This window comes from uncultured Meiothermus sp. (assembly GCF_937863175.1).
Classification (GTDB): domain Bacteria; phylum Deinococcota; class Deinococci; order Deinococcales; family Thermaceae; genus Meiothermus.
In genome coordinates this window covers 1-17,100 of record NZ_CALMCQ010000443.1, presented here as the reverse complement: position 1 = coordinate 17,100, position 17,100 = coordinate 1, and the positions used below count along the sequence as shown (strand labels likewise).

At 61.1% G+C, this 17,100-nt stretch carries 20 protein-coding genes; 12 read left to right on the top strand and 8 right to left on the bottom strand.

Annotation, left to right across the window (positions count from 1 at the left end; genetic code table 11):
- On the top strand, positions 1–557 hold a 557-nt coding region (locus Q0288_RS16580), incomplete at its 5' end, for a cupin domain-containing protein (RefSeq protein ID WP_299432992.1).
- Between the two features lie 251 nt (positions 558–808).
- On the opposite strand, the gene Q0288_RS16575 is transcribed toward Q0288_RS16580, so the two are convergent.
- Positions 809–1,420, bottom strand: coding sequence for a TetR/AcrR family transcriptional regulator (locus Q0288_RS16575; RefSeq protein WP_299432989.1), 612 nt, complete (start codon positions 1,418–1,420; stop codon positions 809–811).
- Between the two features lie 90 nt (positions 1,421–1,510).
- On the opposite strand from Q0288_RS16575, the gene Q0288_RS16570 reads away from it, so the two are divergent.
- The 10 genes from Q0288_RS16570 (at position 1,511) to Q0288_RS16525 (ending at position 8,260) form a co-directional block, all read left to right on the top strand.
- On the top strand, positions 1,511–2,587 hold the full coding sequence (locus tag Q0288_RS16570) for an NAD(P)-binding domain-containing protein (RefSeq protein WP_299432986.1): 1,077 nt from the start codon (positions 1,511–1,513) through the stop codon (positions 2,585–2,587).
- A 180-nt stretch (positions 2,588–2,767) separates the two neighbouring features.
- Entirely contained in the window at positions 2,768–3,073 is a 306-nt protein-coding gene (locus Q0288_RS16565; protein ID WP_299432983.1) for an SRPBCC family protein, read from the top strand.
- A gap of 246 nt (positions 3,074–3,319) precedes the next feature.
- Positions 3,320–3,601, top strand: a complete 282-nt coding sequence (locus Q0288_RS16560; protein WP_299432980.1) for a DUF433 domain-containing protein — start codon at positions 3,320–3,322, stop codon at positions 3,599–3,601.
- Positions 3,598–3,999 carry a DUF5615 family PIN-like protein gene (locus Q0288_RS16555; RefSeq protein WP_299432977.1) on the top strand — a complete coding sequence of 134 codons (402 nt, stop codon included), beginning with the start codon at positions 3,598–3,600 and terminating at the stop codon, positions 3,997–3,999. Before Q0288_RS16560 ends, Q0288_RS16555 begins: the two co-directional genes overlap by 4 nt.
- Positions 4,000–4,213: 214 nt before the next feature.
- The gene (locus tag Q0288_RS16550) at positions 4,214–5,011 is read left to right on the top strand and encodes a VOC family protein (protein WP_299432974.1); all 798 of its coding nucleotides are present in this window, start codon (positions 4,214–4,216) and stop codon (positions 5,009–5,011) included.
- 64 nt (positions 5,012–5,075) lie between these two features.
- A complete protein-coding gene (locus tag Q0288_RS16545) occupies positions 5,076–5,492 on the top strand; it encodes a DUF1801 domain-containing protein (RefSeq protein ID WP_299432971.1) in 417 nt (138 codons plus the stop codon).
- Positions 5,493–5,611: 119 nt separating this feature from the next.
- A complete protein-coding gene (locus tag Q0288_RS16540) occupies positions 5,612–6,268 on the top strand; it encodes a VOC family protein (protein ID WP_299432968.1) in 657 nt (218 codons plus the stop codon).
- 161 nt (positions 6,269–6,429) lie between these two features.
- Positions 6,430–7,278, top strand: a complete 849-nt coding sequence (locus tag Q0288_RS16535) for an alpha/beta hydrolase (RefSeq protein ID WP_299432965.1) — start codon at positions 6,430–6,432, stop codon at positions 7,276–7,278.
- A 206-nt stretch (positions 7,279–7,484) separates the two neighbouring features.
- Positions 7,485–7,763: a DUF3303 family protein gene (locus Q0288_RS18105; RefSeq protein ID WP_366914800.1), complete on the top strand. Its 279-nt coding sequence runs from the start codon at positions 7,485–7,487 to the stop codon at positions 7,761–7,763.
- A 179-nt stretch (positions 7,764–7,942) separates the two neighbouring features.
- A complete protein-coding gene (locus Q0288_RS16525) occupies positions 7,943–8,260 on the top strand; it encodes a hypothetical protein (protein WP_299432961.1) in 318 nt (105 codons plus the stop codon).
- On the opposite strand, the gene miaB is transcribed toward Q0288_RS16525, so the two are convergent.
- The 3 genes from miaB to Q0288_RS16510 form a co-directional block, all read right to left on the bottom strand.
- Entirely contained in the window at positions 8,235–9,557 is a 1,323-nt protein-coding gene (miaB, locus tag Q0288_RS16520; protein ID WP_299432958.1) for a tRNA (N6-isopentenyl adenosine(37)-C2)-methylthiotransferase MiaB, read from the bottom strand. The genes Q0288_RS16525 and miaB overlap by 26 nt on opposite strands.
- Before the next feature lie 142 nt (positions 9,558–9,699).
- Entirely contained in the window at positions 9,700–10,968 is a 1,269-nt protein-coding gene (locus Q0288_RS16515; RefSeq protein WP_299432955.1) for an L-rhamnose isomerase, read from the bottom strand.
- A 102-nt stretch (positions 10,969–11,070) separates the two neighbouring features.
- On the bottom strand, positions 11,071–13,158 hold the full coding sequence (locus tag Q0288_RS16510) for a bifunctional rhamnulose-1-phosphate aldolase/short-chain dehydrogenase (protein ID WP_299432952.1): 2,088 nt from the start codon (positions 13,156–13,158) through the stop codon (positions 11,071–11,073).
- A gap of 136 nt (positions 13,159–13,294) precedes the next feature.
- Between Q0288_RS16510 and Q0288_RS16505 the strand changes: the two genes are divergently transcribed.
- Positions 13,295–13,453 carry a hypothetical protein gene (locus Q0288_RS16505; RefSeq protein ID WP_299432949.1) on the top strand — a complete coding sequence of 53 codons (159 nt, stop codon included), beginning with the start codon at positions 13,295–13,297 and terminating at the stop codon, positions 13,451–13,453.
- Positions 13,454–13,455: 2 nt separating this feature from the next.
- On the opposite strand, the gene Q0288_RS16500 is transcribed toward Q0288_RS16505, so the two are convergent.
- The 4 genes from Q0288_RS16500 to Q0288_RS16485 form a co-directional block, all read right to left on the bottom strand.
- Positions 13,456–14,805 carry a hypothetical protein gene (locus Q0288_RS16500; protein WP_299432946.1) on the bottom strand — a complete coding sequence of 450 codons (1,350 nt, stop codon included), beginning with the start codon at positions 14,803–14,805 and terminating at the stop codon, positions 13,456–13,458.
- Positions 14,806–14,952: 147 nt separating this feature from the next.
- Positions 14,953–15,954, bottom strand: coding sequence for a Gfo/Idh/MocA family oxidoreductase (locus Q0288_RS16495; protein WP_299432943.1), 1,002 nt, complete (start codon positions 15,952–15,954; stop codon positions 14,953–14,955).
- On the bottom strand, positions 15,944–16,765 hold the full coding sequence (locus Q0288_RS16490; RefSeq protein WP_299432941.1) for a sugar phosphate isomerase/epimerase: 822 nt from the start codon (positions 16,763–16,765) through the stop codon (positions 15,944–15,946). Before Q0288_RS16490 ends, Q0288_RS16495 begins: the two co-directional genes overlap by 11 nt.
- 21 nt (positions 16,766–16,786) lie before the next feature.
- On the bottom strand, positions 16,787–17,100 hold a 314-nt coding region (locus tag Q0288_RS16485), incomplete at its 5' end, for an alpha-L-rhamnosidase C-terminal domain-containing protein (protein ID WP_299432938.1).

Here is a 17,100-nt window from a genome sequence, read left to right as displayed (position 1 = left end):
GATTTTACTGCTGCAACGCACTTCTACGAATCCCTCAGTCAATCGACAATAAAGGAGGAAAGCAAGTCATGAACAATCGTACTTCCCAATCGGCTGATCCATCATCGGTGTGGCGGGTCAAAGCGGGCGAAGATCGATTCGGGGAACATCGTGGCCTAGGCGTGAGTGTTATTCAATTCAAAGTCGTGCCATCCGACCAAAACGGCCTTCTGATACTGGAAAACAGCTTTCATGCCAAAGGCGGCCCGGCCCGCCATTTACATTACGACCAGGATGAATGGTTTTATGCAGTCGAAGGCGAGTTCGTCGTTGAAATCGGGCCGGAGCGCTTTACGCTCCAAGCAGGCGACTCCGTGCTCGCGCCACGTAAGATTCCGCATGTCTGGGCCCATACCGGCAACGCCGAGGGCCGAATCCTGATTGCCTTTATGCCCGCTGGGAAAATGGAAGCCTTTTTCCGTGAAGTAACCAAAGCAAATGCGATGCCGCCCCAGAACCCTGAACTCTGGCGCGCTCATGGGATGGAACTGGTGGGGCCGCCACTTGCGGTCGAATGAGACCCTACTTCGAAGCCGGTTGGCGGCCTACACGGTTAGCCCCTGCAACGCCAACCTGGGGCGCCACCCAACACAGCGTACCGTGGACTGGTTTCGCCTCTCGCTCAGCTCAGCTCGCCAGCCGCTGACGCCGAGTCGTTAGCCCGCCTCGGTTTCAGTCTCCGCTTCGTATGCTGTTCAAATTTCCCAAACTAGCTGCAACGTTTTGGGGATAATAATGATTGGGCGAATGCCTGCGCGTCGTTCCACCTCTACTCACCCCGCGACTCGGGGCGGAGCAGCTCGCACTTCAGCACCTGCGCCAGCCAGGCCTGGTAGTCTTCTGCCGACCAGCCCGAGCGCCGAACCAGCTCGTGGTACACCTCTGCCATACACAGCGCCTGGAGGATCGCGGCAGCGCGAGCGACATCCAATCCGGGGCGCAGGTGAGGTTCCAGGCTAAAAGCGAAGGTCTCCATCGCTTTTCGACGGCCCTCCAACGCCTGACTGAGTTCGGCGGCGGCCTCCGGATCGGCCGCTGCTGCTCCTTGGTAGATGGCGATCACCTCCGCGCCGGTCTCCCACTGCCGACGGGTGGACTGGGCCAGCTGTTCCAGCCGCTCCTCGGGTTGGGATCCTCCCAGGCCGCCGACCGTTACGTCTCGGATATGCGAACGCTCGTGCCAGGCAGTGCGGATGGCGCGCAGGATGCCGCGTTTCGAGCCGAAGACCGCGTATACAGTGCTGACCGCGACACCCGCTCGCTCGGCAATGGCTTCGATGGTTGTACCAGAATACCCGCGTTCCAGAAACAGATCTTTGGCCGCCGTGACGATCATGCTAGCGGTGGCCTGAGCTTGACGCTGACGTAAGGTGGACTTCATACATCCCCTCTGCATATTGACAGGAGTTGTGTAATGTAGTATAACTCTAGTCAATAAAGTGTCAGTACATTGTAGAGGAGTGATGCCGGAATGTCAACAGTCGAAACCTTTAATACCGTAATTGTGGGTGGCGGGCAGGCAGGTCTGGCCGCTGGCTACTTCCTCGCCCAACAGGGCGATAGCTTCACTATCTTGGACGAAAACCCGCGCACCGGCGAGGCCTGGCGCTGCCGCTGGGATAGCCTGCGGTTGTTCACGCCGAGCAAGTACAACGGTCTGCCGGGAATGCCGTTTCCAGGACCCGACTACTACTACCCTACCAAGGACGAAGTCGCGGATTACCTGGAGGCATATGTCCGGCGGTTCAACCTTCCAGTACAGCACAGGGTGAAAGTCGAGGCGCTGACCCGCAACGACCGGGAGTATCGGATATCGACCGGCGCGGGCGATCTCCGTGCCAAGAATATGATCGTCGCCACCGGTGCTTACCAGAAGCCCTATACACCTGCCCTCGCCCAGGAACTCGACCCGGCGATCTTGCAGGTACACTCCAGCGCCTACCGCAACCCTAGACAGATCCCGATCCAGAATGTACTGGTGGCGGGGGCGGGAAACTCCGGGGCTGAAATCGGCCTGGAGCTTGCCCGAGCCGGGAAGCGTGTCTGGCTGGCGGGGAGAGATGTGGGAAGAATCCCCGCGGATAAAGTCGGCAGAATCCTGGGAGGCCGGCCGTACTGGTGGTTCATCAGCCGGGTGTTGAGTGTAAATACCCCCATCGGACGGAAGATGAGGTCGAAAGCGCTCCATCACGGCGCCCCGCTAATCCGTGCCAGCCGCCAGGAGGTCGTTGACGCGGGCATTGAAAGCACGCCGCGGGTATCCGGCGTTCTATCCGGTAAACCAAAAGTGGAAGACGGGCGCAGCCTGCCAGCCGAAGCGGTCATTTGGGCAACCGGTTTCCGCCCGGACTTCAAATGGATCGACCTGCCGGTGTTTGCCGAAGATGGCTACCCCCGGCACCGGCGCGGGATCGTCCAGGGGGCACCAGGTCTGTACTTCGTCGGCCTGCCATTCCAGACGGCACTAAGTTCAACCCTGCTTGGTGGGGTAGGCGCAGACGCTGCCTATATCGCAAGGCAGATTGCCAACGGAGGGGGTAGCGCCTGAGAGGCAGGAGAGGAGAAGCTCAGCCAACGAAGAACATACGATATAACAAGCGATGGCAGCCGACTTTTAGGCTTCGCCCGAAAATTCTGTATCTTCTGCGATCAAGCGCCCTGCTTTTGCTATCCTTAAACCGAGAAGCGGCTGATGCGCACCGTTAGGCCGACCGGGAGTGAGGTCTGTGTGAAGACCGCAGTCGAGCTTAGTTGCAGGATTGAACGCCCACCGGAGACGGTAGTCCGCGTGATCCTTGATCCCGCGAAGGCTCCGCTCTGGAACTCGGGTCTGGAGCGCTTCGAAGTGATTGCCGGTAAGCCTGGCGAAGTTGGCGCGGTCGGCCTGCTTCATTATCTGGAGAGTGGCCGTCGCTACGTCCTGGAGGACACACTGTTGATCGGGGATCCGGGCAAGCGATACGTCTCCCGAGTTCGAGGCAACGGGTTGTCTGCGACGGTGGACACGTCGTTTACGGCGCTAGATTGCGTCTGACTCTTCTCACCCTGCGGTGGTCCGGTCATGCCACCCGCCCCTTGATGTGGGTGTTGCTGCCCTTCATGCGGAAAGCAAACCGGATGAACCTGACGCGTCAGCTGTAGGTGCTAACTCTGGAAGCCAGGCATCGCGCAGGTTATCCAACCTACGGCGGGTGGCAGCTACCGGGCTGGCCCCTTACAATTGGAGTACAATTGGGCTGGAACATACATTAGGTCACGAGTGTATGTCGAGGATGATGTTATGGCACAGCTCACCGCGTATCGCTATATCGTTACCGACGACCGCATTCTGAGTGGCGAACCGATTATCGGCGGCACCAGGACGCCGGTACGGGCGATTGTCGAACTCTGGCGGCAGGGGGTTACACCGGAGAGTATTCCCAGTCGTTTACCGCACCTGACGCTTGCTCAAGTCTTTGCTGCACTCAGCTACTACAGCGACCATCAGGAGGAGATCAATGCCGCCATTGAGCGAAACCGGATTCCAGACAACTTGATTGACCCACTCTTTCAACCTAAATGAGTCGACTCTTCGTAGAGCTCTATCTTGATGAGGATGTTGATGTGCTCTTGGCTGATCTTGTGCGTGCTCGAGGCTTCACGGTAGTGACCACCCGAGATGCCAGTCAGCTAGGGGCTGATGACGCCGCTCAACTGGCCTATGCAGCCAGTCGGCAGAAAACGTTCATGACCCATTCGACAAGCCCTCGGCCTGAGGGGCCTCGGCCCGAAGGCTCAGGGCAGGCCCACAACCGGGCGGACTTTGAAGCACTGGCTCAGACCTACTTCTCATCTGGACAACCGCACTGGGGTATCATCATTGCGGTGCGCCGTGATCCATACGAGCTCGCCCGTCGCTTACTGGTGATGCTCAATCGGGTTTCGGCGGAAGAGATGCGCAATCAACTGCGCTACATCTGACACAAACGCACGCCGACGTATGAATCAACCGAGGCGGCGTCTAACAAGCGTTGGCAACCGACTTTAAGGCTTCGCCCAACCATTGCGATCAAGCGCCCTGCTTTTGCTATCCTTAAACCGAGAAGCGGCTGATGCGCACCGTTAGGTGGCTCGACTGAACGCGGTCGCGAAGCTGGTAATCAACAAACGCTATAATCCAAATCCAGGAGCAGACATGAACCAACCCCTTGTCCCACGCATCGGAGCCGTCTTCAGCGCGGACATCGCCGTTCCCGAACACGAGCGGGAGGTGCGCTTCTACTCGCGTGTGCTCAGCACGGGCAAGAGTCCGCTTTGGCGCGAGGATCTGCTGAACAACCTGGGCATGCCCATCATCGGCCTGGGCGCACGCAGTGCGGAGTATGCCCATCTTCCGCTCCAGTGGATGCCGCACATCCAGGTCGCCGATGTGGCGGTCAGCGTGCAGCTTGCGCTCGATCTGGGGGGGAGCGAGCTCATGCATAGCAAAGACGGCCAGGGAAAGAGCCAGTGGGCGGTGCTGCTCGATCCGAAGGGGGCCGCCTTCGGAATCATCCCGGTGGTTCCTGCCGAGGCGATCCCCCCCAGCGATGGCGCGGCATCACCCGACGCGGCAGCTCCGGTGGGTCGCATCGCCTGGCTCGACCTGACCGTCTCCGATGCCGCCGCAATCCGGGACTTCTATCGGCGGGTCGTGGGGTGGTCGGTGCAAGACGTCGCGATGGAGGACAGTGGCGAGCGCTACGCCGACTACCAGATGCTTGGCGAAGACGGAACCCCCGCAGCGGGAGTCTGCCATGCGCGCGGGGTGAACCTGGGTCTGCCGCCCGTCTGGACCCTCTACCTGCCGGTGGGCGACCTGGCCGAAAGCCTCCGCCGCGTACCGGAGGAAGGGGGCAGGGTCATCAAGGCGATGCCGGGAGCGGATGGGAATTACCTGTACGCGGTGGTCCAGGATCCGGTGGGGGCCTATCTGGCGTTGATGCCGGGGTGAGGAAGGGGCAGCGGCCCAACACCCGCGTTAGGCGGTGCAGACCGGGCGAACCAGGAGAGTAACCATGGCCGACAACAAGACCCAACCCACCGGCGCTAGCGTCGAGGAGTACCTGGCCTCGAGAGCCAGTGAGCGGCAGCGTGCTGACTGTCAGGAACTGATGGCTTTGCTGCAGAAGGTTACCCAGCAGCCTGCGACGATGTGGGGTCCCAGCATCGTCGGCTTTGGTGTCTACCGGTACACCTACCCGAGCGGGCACACGGGGGAGGCTCCCCTGGTCGGCTTCGCCATCCGTGGCCGGGAGCTGGTGGTGTACGTCGTTACCGAGGGAGACCAGCAGAAAGCCTTGTTGTCCCGGCTTGGCAAGCACCGCATGGGCAAGGTTTGCCTGTACTTCAAGCAGCTGGCCGATCTCGACAGGTCGGTCCTCGAGCAACTGGTCATCGGCTCGGTAGCGGAGGTGAAGCGGCGGTATGGGTAGTGCAGCCGCTGCGCCCAACCCTCGCTAAAGCCGACCCAGAACGGCAGGCGTGAGCGGTTTGAACCTGGAGCGCACGGCGATGATGTGCGGCCTGTCGCCGCTTGACCGGGAGGACTGAGATGAGCGAGCAGGGTTGGCATGGGTTCTTAGCCGCAGAGGGCGTGGAGGACTGGGTGGTGCTGCACGGCGGCGCAACGGCGGTCTTTCGGGTTGGGTCGCTGAGCGAGGCGGCGCGCCTGGCCGAGGCGGTTGCGAAAGCTCCGGGGGTTGGGGGTTCGGGGGTGCTGCTAACGCTGGCAGATACCCGCCTGACCGTCCGGCTGAGCCGCGACCTCTGGAGCCTCGAGCCACAGCACGTAGGGCTCGCACGGGCCATCTCGGCAGTTGCACGGGAACACGGTGCGCTCCGCGATCGTGCGGCTGCCCAGGAAGTGCAAATCGCCATCGCGGCCAAGCGCGATGAGATTGATGTTGGCTTCTGGCGCGCCGTGCTCGGTTACACCCCGATGGCCGGCGACAATGCCGTGGATCCCCTGGGGCACGGATCAACGGTCTGGATGCAGGAACTCGACCCGGCCAAGCCACTGCGCCACGCCATGCACATCGATGTGTCTGTCGCGTATGAGCAGGTTAAGGCACGGCTCGAGGCAGCGGTCGCGGCGGGCGGCCGTATCGTTGACGAGTCGCAGGCGCCAGCGCACTGGACCCTTGCCGACCGCGCGGGCAACCGTGTTTGCATCTGCGCGTGGCCGGATGGATCCACCCTTCGAACATGAGACACCCGGTGTAGCCGAAAGTCTCGAGACCAGCAAGGCCCCTGCTCAAGTTGAAAGCGGCTGTGTCCGCGAACGGTCGGTTCAGCAGGTACACCGCCGCAGATCCGGAGCGTTCGACCTCTGGTAAACTGATGAAAAAAGTTTAGGGGAGGGTACCTTTCATGACCGAGAATACAGGAAAATCGGGCCACATCGCGACCAGTGACGGCGTCCGGCTGCACTACCTGGAAGCGGGATCTGGAAAGACTTTGGTAATGATACCCGGCTGGTCTCAGACTGCGGCACAGTTTAAGCATCAAATCGCAGGGTTACAGGATCGGTACCGGCTCATCGCCCTGGATATGCGCGGGCATGGAGAATCGGACAAGCCAGCCTACGGATACCGAATCGCCCGGCTCGCCAAGGATCTGCACGATGTGCTGGTCGCCCTCGATCTCCGCGAGGTCGCGCTGCTCGGACACTCTATGGGGTGCTCGGTGATCTGGAGCTACTGGGATCTGTTCGGTGCCGAGCGGCTCGCCAGGCTCATTCTGGTAGATCAGATGCCATTCATTACCGCCAACCCGGCCTGGTCACAGGCGGAATTGGAGGCGTCTGGGGCTGTCTTCACAGCGGAGGCCCTGTACGGGATGTGCAATGCCCTGGCCGGGCCAGACGGTCTGGAGACCACCCGGAGTTTTGTTGGCGGGATGGTCAGCAGCGCGATGTCCAGTGAGGAAAAGGCCTGGATGATCGAACGGAATCTGCGGCTCCCACGGATCCATGCCGCCACCCTCCTCTACAACCACGCGACGCAGGACTGGCGCGATCTCATCCCCCGCATTACCCTCCCGACCCTCATTGTCGGCGGAAGAGGAAGCCTGGTGCCGTGGAAGTCCCAGGTCTGGATCCATGAACACATCCCCGGATCCCGGCTGGAGATTTTTGAAGAGCACGAGGGGGGCAAGCACTTTATGTTCGTTGAGGGCGCGGAGAAGTTTAATCGAATTCTGGCCGAGTTTCTCGGATAGCGCCCCCATGCAGTTACTGGAATGGTCTTGGGAGATACGCCGGACTGTATAGCGGTATAGGGGGCACCTCGAGACAGAAAGCGGCCCGATCTGATTCAAACGGTGGTGTACGGACGGTCGCTTGGATCAGTGCATGACGTCCGACCCTCAGACTGCATTTTTGCTATTGTTGAGTAACCAACCGGCAAGCGAGAGGAAGGGGCATCATGCTGCATATGGTGATCACGCGACACAGTCCAGAATCCTGTCCGGGGCGCGAAGGCAACGAGTCCGTACACCCATGTCTAACCTCGATGGAAGAGTTTATGAAGCAGCGCGGGGTTGGGATCGTGGGACGGTGGGCAGATCCACCGGCGCATGTGAATTACATGGTGCTTGATGCTCCGAATGCCCATGTCATCCAGGAACTCTTCATGGAAAGCGGTCTTTTCGCCTATACCGTTACCGACATTCGCCCCATCTTGAGCATGGATGAGCAGCCGTAAGGTCTGGGGGGTCTGCTAACAGGCCGGGGCCTCGAGGTTGGGCTCTGGCAGAGCATCCTCGAGCCGAGGTCGCTGCAGTTTAAGGCGGACTTGCCCGCGACTGGCAGGTGGGGTCTGCATATACGTTTAAGTGGTACTTCCTGAAGGATGTCCCCCTGGGTCGGCACAGGGTTCGGTGGGTGAGGATTGACAAAGCGGCGAAGGCCACGGTCAGCCAGGAGAGCGGGCGGCTGGCCCGGGTGTGGAACCACACCCTCTCCTTTCGGGAGGTCGCGCCGGGCGCGGTGAGCTACACCGATGAAATTGAGATTCAGGCCGGCTGGCTCACGCCCGGCATCTGGCTGTTCGCTCAGGTGTTCTATCGGTATCGGCAGCGGCGCTGGAAAGCCCTGCTGCCGAACCAGGGGCTGCCACGACCATTAGACGAACGCGGTTGCGGGCCGCTGTTCGGCTATGCACCGAGACCAGGCCTCAAGCCATCACCAGCGGAATGGTAGCCGGTGCCTGTGCCCCCACCACCTCGCCAAACAGCATGTGCGGGGTGGCCTGCTTGACCACCACCGGGTACAGGCCCGGTCGGGGGGCCTGGGCAGCGGGGATCAGGGTGGGGTGGTTGGCGCGGGTGTGGCCCTCGGCGTAGCCGTCGTCTTTGGCACTGCCGCGCACCAGGACTTCTACGGTTCGGCCCACCCAGGTCTGGTTTTTCTGGTAGCTCCACTCCTTCTGCCGCTCGATCAGGCGTTGCAGGCGTTCCACCTTGACCTCGCGGGGCAGATCCTGGAAGTGCTGATAGCTGGGTGTACCGGGACGCGCAGAGTAGATGAACATGTAGGCGCTGTCGTACTGGACTTCGTCGTAGAGCGAGAGGGTCTGCTGGAAGTCCTCTTCACTCTCGCCGGGAAAGCCCACCATGATATCGGTGGAGAGCACCACCCCGGGCATGGCCTGGCGGATGGCCCGGATGCGGTCCAGATACCATTCGCGGCGGTACTCACGGGCCATGCGGCGCAAGACCCGGTTGGAGCCCGACTGCACCGGCAGGTGGATGTACTGGCAGACCTGCGGGGTCTCGGCGATGGCGGCGATGATCTCGTCGGTGAAGTTGACCGGGTGGCTGGTGGTGAATTTGATGCGGGGGATGCCGGTCTGGCCCACCAGCCTAAGTAGCTCGCCAAACCTGGGAAAACCGGGCTGGTCGTTGCCGTAGGAGTTGACGTTCTGGCCCAGCAGGGTGACCTCGAGCACCCCCGCAGCCTTGAGCTGCTCAACCTCCCGGAGAATCAGGTCGGGGTGGCGCGAGACCTCCGGCCCCCGGGTGGCGGGCACAATGCAGTAGGTGCAGTGGTGGTTGCAGCCCCGGATGATGCTGACAAAGGCCGACAACGCACCCTGGGGCGCGGGTGGCAGGTGGTGGGTGAGTTCCTCGCGGAAGCTCAGGTCCCAGAACTTGTTTTTCGATTCGATGGCCTTGCCGATCTCGGTCAGGGCCCCCGGGCCCAGGAGCACGTCTACCTCGAACTTGCGGGCAATCTGCTGGCCCTCCTCGAGCTGGGCCAGGCAGCCCATCATGCCCACCAGCAGGCTGCGTTTTGTTTTTTCTTTGCGCAACTCGCCCAGTAGCGAGCGCACCTTTTCGACCGGCTTGCCCCGCACCGCGCAGGTATTGACCAGCACAAAATCGGCCTCCTGCCAGGTGTCCACAAACGCTGCGCCCAGCGAGACCAGCTCGCTCCGCACGAGGTGGGTATCGTACTCGTTCATCTGACAGCCGTAGGTGATGATGTTGGTTTTCATTTAGACCTCTGGGCCTACCGGAGGGATTCCGGGGCCGCACAGGGTCTTAGTGTAGCAAATTGCCCCGGATCGCCATTCTGGCCAAACCAGGCCACCCGAACCGCTACAAACCGTGGAAAATTGCAGCTGTCCAGCAAAGCCTTTACCCAGTCCCGCCGCCCGCCCGCTGGTCTCTGGGGCGGGCCTGGGCCACCTGCTGGCGGTAGCCGCTGGCCCGGTAGGTCGGGATGGGCTGGATGGCTCCACCAGAGCGCTGACGGGCCGTGGCCAGAATTGGCCCCACGTCGGTCTGGTAGGCGGCCTTGAGGATTTGCGTCGCCAGCAGGGCGTCGTTGTTTTCCTGGGCCTCGGCCAGCGCGGCACGATCCACCAGCAGGGCCTGGGCGTAGGCCCGCTGAATCTGAGCGGTGCTGAAGATGAGGCTCTCGAGGGGGTCGGTGATGTTGTGGGACTGGTCAATCATGTAGGCGAAGCGCTCGGCCCCGGCCTCGGCCAGCTCGCAAAACACCAGGAAAAGCTGGTAGGGGTTGAGCGAGCCGGTCTCGAGGTCGTCGTCACCGTATTTGGAGTCGTTGAAGTGGAAGCCGCCCAGCTTGCCAAACTGGATCAGGCGCGAGACGATCTGCTCCACGTTAACACTGGGCGCGTGGTGGCCCAGATCCACCAGGCACCTGCACGGCTCGCCCACCTCCCTGGCGGCGATATAGCTGCTGCCCCAGTCGGCCAGTACGGTGGAGTAGAACGCCGGCTCGAAAAACTTGTGTTCGATGAAGAGCTGCCAGCCTGCGGGCAGCCCTGCGGCGATCTGCTTGAGACTCTCGAGGTAACGCGCAAACGCCCGGGCAAAGTGCGACTGGCCGGGGTAGTTGGAGCCGTCGGCGATCCAGACCGTAAGGGCCCGGGAGCCCAGCTCCTGGCCGATCCGGATGCACTCGAGGTTGTGCTCGATGGCCTGCTGTCGCACCGCCGGGTCGGTGTGGCTGAGGCTGCCGAACTTGTAGCTGAGGGCCTGTCCCGGTTGATCCTGGAAGGTGTTGGAGTTTACCGCGTCGAAGTCCAGGCCCAGTCCGGCGGCCTTTTCTGCAACTTCGCGGTAGTCGGGCCAGGCATCCCAGGGGTAGTGGGTGGAGATGCTGGGGTTGCCGCCGGTCAGCTGGTGGATCACGGCCACATCCTCCAGCTTCTCGAGGATGTGGCGCGGTTCGCCGGGGCCAGGGAAACGGCCAAAGCGGGTGCCGCCTGTCCCGACCGCCCAGGAGGGCAGGCCGACCCGCAGCCTCCCCACCGCTTCGGTTATCTGTTCAATCTGGGTGCCCCTGCGACCGAGCTGGGCGGCCAGGTGAGCGTAGTCGGCCTCGAGGCCGGGCCCAGCCTGAAGGTTGTCCTGTGCAATCAGTTCCGGGTCAATCATCCTCATTCTGTACCCCAGTTACCCTGGTGGATAGCCCGCCCGCGCAATAAAGCGCTTTGCCAGCAACGTGCGTCTCCGGTGGTTTTGTCTCTACTACCCCCTTCAGCGGGTGAAGGCAGCCGCGTGGCCGGCATCCACATTGAGAATGTTGCCGGTGGATTTGGCGGCCCTGTCCGAGGCCAGGAAGTAGATGGCCTCGGCCACGTCCTCGGGGTAGACGCTGCGCTTGAGCAGGCTGCGCTGGCGGTAGTGCTCCTCGAGTTCGTCCACCGAAATCTTGTAGGCGGCAGCCCGATCCTCGCTCCACTTGCCCGTCCAGATTCTGGAGCCGCGCAGCACGGCGTCGGGGTTAACTACGTTAACCCGGATGCCGTCGGGGGCAAGCTCGAGGGCCAGAACCCTGGCCAGGTGAATCTCGGCGGCCTTGGCGGTGCAGTAGGCCGCCGCATTGGGCGAGGCCGCCAGGCCATTCTTGGAAGCCACAAACACAATGGAGCCCCCCAGGTTCTGGGCCTTCAAAACCTTCACCACTTCGCGGCTGACCAGGAAGTATCCGGTCGAAAGAATATCCATGCTGCGGTTCCAAATTTCCAGGGTGGTTTCCTCGATGGGCGCGGAAGTGGCGATGCCTGCGTTGGAGACCAGGATATCCAGTCCGCCGAATTCCAGGGTAGCGGCCCTTACCGAGGCAATGACTTCGGCCTCGATGGTCATGTCGGCTTTGAGCGAGCGCACCTGGTCGTGGCCAAACTTCTTGCTCAACTCGACCTGAGCAGCGTTAAGGTTGTCCTGGTCAATGTCAGCGAGCATCACACAGGCACCCTCCGCCAGCAAGCGTCCAGCGGTCGCGTGTCCAATCCCTCCCGCACCCCCTGTGACCAGCGCAACCCTGCCCGCCAGCGGCCTGGGCCTGGGCATCCGCTGGAGCTTGGCCTCCTCCAAAAGCCAGTACTCGATGTTGAAGGCTTCCTGCTCATCCAGACCCACGTATTCGCTGACGCCCTCGGCTTCGCGCATCACGTGGATAGCGTTGATGTAGTATTCCCCGGCAATTCGCGCGGTGGACTTATCTTTAGCAAAAGTCAGCATCCCCACACCCGGAATCAGGTAGACCACGGCATTTGGGTCGCGCATCGAGGGGCTATCGGGGCGCTTGCAGCGCTGGTAGTAGGCCGTGTACATCTCCCGGTAGGCGCTGAGCTTGGCCTCGAGTTGTGCGGTCAAGGTTTCAACAGGGTCGGCAGCAGGGTTGAAATCTAGAACCAGAGGCGCAATCTTCGTACGTAAAAAGTGGTCGGGGCAGCTTGTGCCCAGCGGAGCGAGCCGGCCCAGGTCTGTGGAATTGACAAACTCCAGTACCACCGCAGAGTCGTCAAAGTGACCGACTTTGGCCTCGTCCTTGCCGATCTTCCCTCGAATCAAGGGCATCAACCTCGCAGCAATTTCCCGGCGCTGCTCAGGCGAAAGGGCGGCCACGGCTGCCCCGCCAAATGGGGGTTTTGTATTGTGTGCGGCCAGCCACTGCATACACTGGTTGATGACCTGCAGCGTGGTCTCGTAGCACTCCCTGGCGGTGTTACCCCAGGTGAAGAGCCCGTGCCCGCCCAGGATAACACCCCTGTAGTTGGGGTTTCTGGACTGCTCGGTAATCTTCAAGCCCAGATCAAACCCGGGCCGCTGCCAGGGCAGCCAGCCAATCCGGCCGTCGAAGATCTCCCTGGTCAGGCGCTCCCCGTCCTTGCTGGCCGCGATAGCAATGATCGCATCGGAGTGGACGTGATCCACGTGGCGGTAGGGGATGTAGGCGTGCAGGGGGGTGTCAATAGAGGCCGGCCGGGGGTTCAGATTAAACGTGCAGTGTGGCAGGTAATCCAACATTTCGTCTTCATGGGCAAGGCCGCGGTACAGGCGCTTGAGCCCTTCCAGTTTGTCCATATACAGGGTGGCGAAGCCATCCAGCCCAATGCTACCGAGATCGCCGCCGCTGCCCTTGACCCAGAGCACCTCGACCTCTTCCCCACTCAATGGGTCTTTCATACCTACTTTGGCCGAGGTATTCCCACCTCCGTAGTTGGTGGTTCGCTTGTCGGAGCCCAGTAGATTGGAGCGGTAGCGCAGCAGCTCCGGCTCGCTCATTACGGCGGCCTTTGCGTCATCCCATAGACTGGCTAATAGTCGGTCTTTTACCATAGCGTCTCCTGACCTTTTCTAACACTGGAATGAGTCACAAAGCAACTTTCCGAAGGGTGGCTTCACCGACGCCAGCCTGGTCGGAGCCGAGGTCAAGACCCGCCTGATCGGGTCGGCCAAGAGCGCGGTGGTGCTGGTGGATCACACCAGGTTCGGCGTGCTGGCCTTCACGACTATCGTTCAGCCCCAGAGCGTCGAGATCCACATTACCGATGCGGAGCCCGACACAGCCACCAAAAAGTGGCTCGCTCAGCAGGGAACCAGGCTGCTGATTGCGCAAAACACCAGGCGCTAGTCTCATAGAACTTCCTCGGTTCTCTCCCGCCAGTGCCGCCTGTACTCGGCCAAACTCGAGCAGTTGATCGGCGGTACGGCCTTACCGGGGGTGGGGTGTTCTACTCCCCAGTTGGCCAGTAAAAACGCACCCTGGGTGGTGCCCGAGGACTCCTCGGCCACCCGAACAGTTTGGGTTGGGCGGAGCGCGGCCAGCAGCCCTGGAATAAAGGGGTTTTTGCAGAAGCTGCCTTCCAGAAAAATGCTCTGGCTCGAGCCCAGCCAGTCCAGTTGAAGGTCAATCATCAGCGCGGAGTAGAGCGAGGCCAGGGCAAAGCGAAGTTCAACCGAGCCCGGTCGTTCGGGAACAAAGTAGCCCCGGTGTTGGCGGAAAGCCCCGCCCTGGTGGCTGAAGCCAGGAACAGCGAGTATGTCCTGGGTAATGATCTCTTCAATCCACGAGACCTCTGCCCTATCGGGGAGCGATCCATCCAGAAGGGCCTCAAATTCGCGCCCGCCCATGTACCGGGCCGTGGGTACCGGCTGGCCCAGCACATTCACACCGGCCAGCAGGTCTCGGGCTTGATCGAGCCGATCCAGAGCCCCGTTCCCCACCATGCTGATAACCCAGGTTCCCGACGAGACCACACTCGGGCTTTCACTGCTCAAATAGGGCACCAGCGAGGCATTGCTATCGTGCACCCCGCATAGCACCGCACAGGGCTGGCTAAATCCGACTTCCTGGGCAATTTCTGGCCGCAAATGGCCCAGCCTGGCCCAGGCAGGCTGCAGGGGCGGGAACAGGCTGCGCCAACCCTGCTGGATTACCAGCGAGGAAAAGTCTTTCAGGGTTGGATTCCACAGGTCGGTATGTACCCCCAGCGAGGTCACTTCGGTAGCCCTGACACCGCACAGGAGGAAAGCCCAAAACTGGGGGTACATCAGATAGGCATCGGCCCTGGCGAACTCGTCGGGAAAGGTCTGGGCCTGCCAGAATAGCTGCCGCCCGACATTGAGCCCACCCGGTAGCTGCGGCGAGGCCGTCTCGGAAAAAGGGGGTCTGGGATAGGGACAGGTAGCGGGGCCGGAATACTCGTAGTCGAGAATCGGTAGCGCCAGGCCATCCCCGCGCACCAGCGCACCGGCCGCACCGTGGGCGACGGTGATGATGGCCTCGGGCGGATCGGAGGCAACCGATTGGAGCTGGGTCTTCAACCAGAAAAACATCTCCTCGGTGTCGAAGTGGGGATAGGGCGGCCCCTGAATCACTTTGTTGGGCGCAGTCTGGCTGAAGAGCACCTCGCCACCACCCCCCTGCAGACTGAACTTGAGGCTGGTCTTGCCCACGTCGAAAACCGCAACCCGGCGAGCCATGCCTCACTCCAAGTGAAAAACCCACCGCACTGGAATCACCGCCAGCGACTGGTCTGGGCTGGTCTGCATCACAACTCGGAAAATCTGCATCAGTCTATCCTGTCAATTCTGCCCTTGAAGAGGTAAGGTCGGGCTAAGCACTACAGGCTACCAAGCTCGAGCCCTTTGATCGGAGCCCAGGGTTCCTCCAGCAGCCACATAAATGCGATCTATGAGGTCTAGGGCTTTTCTGGAATCTCGAATGGTTACCCGTGGGGTCACCTTATCGCGGACTACCTCGGCGAAATGCTGCAGCTGGTAGGCATAGCCCGTCAACATCAGCGTCTGGTTGGCGTCGGTGGGCACGGTAAAGTTGGGCTCCCAGAACGCGCCTGGGCCCTCGGGAGCAAATCGCTGGAAGTGAACTACATTGTCAACGACTACCGCACATCCTCGGCCCGTCACCTCAATCCGCTCATTGTGGGCCCGCCAGGACTGCATGGTGGAAAGGTGAAGGGAGCCAATGGCACCACTGGCAAACTTCAACAGAACCGCATAAGCAACTCTTCCACCAGCAAATTCGGTTCTTACCGACTGCACGCTTACCGCCTCACCCATGAAGTACAGCGCCAGATCGGCCATATGTACGGAGTTATCCACCAGAAAAGTGTATTCATCGGGGTATATCCCTCCGCCCATGGCAAACTTGCCATTGAAAAAGGTTGGGGTGCCAAAACTCGGGTCTTCAACTGCCCGCTTAGCCAGTTCATAGGCGGGGGCAAAACGTTTCATGTACCCCACGCATATGGGCAGCCCTTTGCTTTCGGAAAGCTTCTCCAGCCCGGCTGCTTCCTGCGCAGAGCTTGCTGCGGGTTTCTCACTCCAAACCGGCAAGCCTGCCTCTAAAACAGTAGAAAGCACCTCACGGTAGGCTGGCGGCGGAACCGCGACCAGGATCGCGTCCAGTTCGCGCTCTCTTTCGATGAGTTCCTGGTGGTTCCGGTAATACCGTTTTGCGCCAAACCACGCAGCGTTTCGCTCCGCTTCCTCCTCGACCAGTGAAGCCACTGCGATTAGCTCGAGGTCGGTCAGTCGCAGCGAGGGATACAGGATGCGGGTCGCATGTCGGCCAGCGCCAATAAACCCGACGCGAACTTTCTTACTGCCCATGAGATGGCTCCTTCCGGAGATAATCAAGCGCCCGGCTCAGTTCGGTGGCGACCTGCTCGGCGCCATATCCCTGGTACTCCAGCTCCAGGTTGAACTCGCCCCGGTAGCCCAGCCGTGCCAGACCAGTAAATAGCTCATGGAAGTCCACCTCACCATCTCCGGGAGTCACCAGGATACTTCCCTGGCGAAAGTCCCGCAGGTGTACGTGGCATACCCGGGGGCCATAGCGCTTGAGGGCCAGTTCGATGGTCGCGCCGGCGTTCAGAACGTGGCTGCTGTCCAGCACCACACCCACCAGGCTGGGGTCCAGCATCTCAATCATGCGGCAGGCATCCTCAAATCGCTCGGCAAGAGTACCTTTGTGGGGGGCCTCTATTGCCAGCTGCAGACCCAGCTCCTGAGCCTCCCGACCCAGCGTCTGCAGTACCTGGGCCACCTGGTCTGCAGCCTCGGGCCAGTATCCTTCCGCTACCTTACGTCCGGGTTGAACGGAAAGCACCCTGGCTCCTAGCCTCGAGGCGGCCCGTATACTGGCGCGCAAAAACGGCAGCTCGGTCTCGAGGCCATCGGCATCGTTTAGATGAGTCAAAGACCAGGCATTGAGGCTCGAGACCCGCAGCCCCAACCCCTGCAATTTCTGAGCCAGTTGACCCAGCTCTACATCGGAAATGGTTAGCGGATCAATATGCGGGCAGAATCGGCTAATAACGCCCAGATCCATAGTTGAAAGGCCCCGCTGGGCGATCTGACCCAGCGCCTCCTCGAGCGGCAGCATGCGAAAAGTGATGGTTGAACAGCCTATCCTATCCATAGAAACCATTTTTTTGTCCTCCTAGGGCCTCTTCCTCTGATGGTGCTGGGCCGCGATCTGGTAGCTACCCGGCTCCAGCACAGCGCTACCATCACCAACCAGCACACCATCCACCTCGAGCCTCTCCCAGCCTTCGGGAAGCACAAACCGGGCTCGCTGTGGTGTTGTTAGCGAGACCTCGAGGCGATCGTCCCGCCGATACCAGTCAATTTCTACATTCCCGTGAGGGGTGGGATATACCCCTTTTGCCCAGGAAAGATCCACGGGCCTGGGAGCTACCTGGATCTCGGCAAATCCGGGCGCACTTGGGGTAATCCCTAAAACCTCAGTACTGA

What these genes read in the sequence shown, in the direction of transcription:
- Q0288_RS16575 (WP_299432989.1), bottom strand. Translation starts at nt 1,420, where the DNA reads ATGAAGTCCACCTTACGTCAGCGTCAAGCTCAGGCCACCGCTAGCATG.
- Q0288_RS16570 (WP_299432986.1), top strand. Translation starts at nt 1,511, where the DNA reads ATGTCAACAGTCGAAACCTTTAATACCGTAATTGTGGGTGGCGGGCAG.
- Q0288_RS16560 (WP_299432980.1), top strand. Translation starts at nt 3,320, where the DNA reads ATGGCACAGCTCACCGCGTATCGCTATATCGTTACCGACGACCGCATT.
- Q0288_RS16555 (WP_299432977.1), top strand. Translation starts at nt 3,598, where the DNA reads ATGAGTCGACTCTTCGTAGAGCTCTATCTTGATGAGGATGTTGATGTG.
- Q0288_RS16550 (WP_299432974.1), top strand. Translation starts at nt 4,214, where the DNA reads ATGAACCAACCCCTTGTCCCACGCATCGGAGCCGTCTTCAGCGCGGAC.
- Q0288_RS16545 (WP_299432971.1), top strand. Translation starts at nt 5,076, where the DNA reads ATGGCCGACAACAAGACCCAACCCACCGGCGCTAGCGTCGAGGAGTAC.
- Q0288_RS16540 (WP_299432968.1), top strand. Translation starts at nt 5,612, where the DNA reads ATGAGCGAGCAGGGTTGGCATGGGTTCTTAGCCGCAGAGGGCGTGGAG.
- Q0288_RS16535 (WP_299432965.1), top strand. Translation starts at nt 6,430, where the DNA reads ATGACCGAGAATACAGGAAAATCGGGCCACATCGCGACCAGTGACGGC.
- Q0288_RS18105 (WP_366914800.1), top strand. Translation starts at nt 7,485, where the DNA reads ATGCTGCATATGGTGATCACGCGACACAGTCCAGAATCCTGTCCGGGG.
- miaB (WP_299432958.1), bottom strand. Translation starts at nt 9,557, where the DNA reads ATGAAAACCAACATCATCACCTACGGCTGTCAGATGAACGAGTACGAT.
- Q0288_RS16515 (WP_299432955.1), bottom strand. Translation starts at nt 10,968, where the DNA reads ATGATTGACCCGGAACTGATTGCACAGGACAACCTTCAGGCTGGGCCC.
- Q0288_RS16510 (WP_299432952.1), bottom strand. Translation starts at nt 13,158, where the DNA reads ATGGTAAAAGACCGACTATTAGCCAGTCTATGGGATGACGCAAAGGCC.
- Q0288_RS16500 (WP_299432946.1), bottom strand. Translation starts at nt 14,805, where the DNA reads ATGGCTCGCCGGGTTGCGGTTTTCGACGTGGGCAAGACCAGCCTCAAG.
- Q0288_RS16495 (WP_299432943.1), bottom strand. Translation starts at nt 15,954, where the DNA reads ATGGGCAGTAAGAAAGTTCGCGTCGGGTTTATTGGCGCTGGCCGACAT.
- Q0288_RS16490 (WP_299432941.1), bottom strand. Translation starts at nt 16,765, where the DNA reads ATGGATAGGATAGGCTGTTCAACCATCACTTTTCGCATGCTGCCGCTC.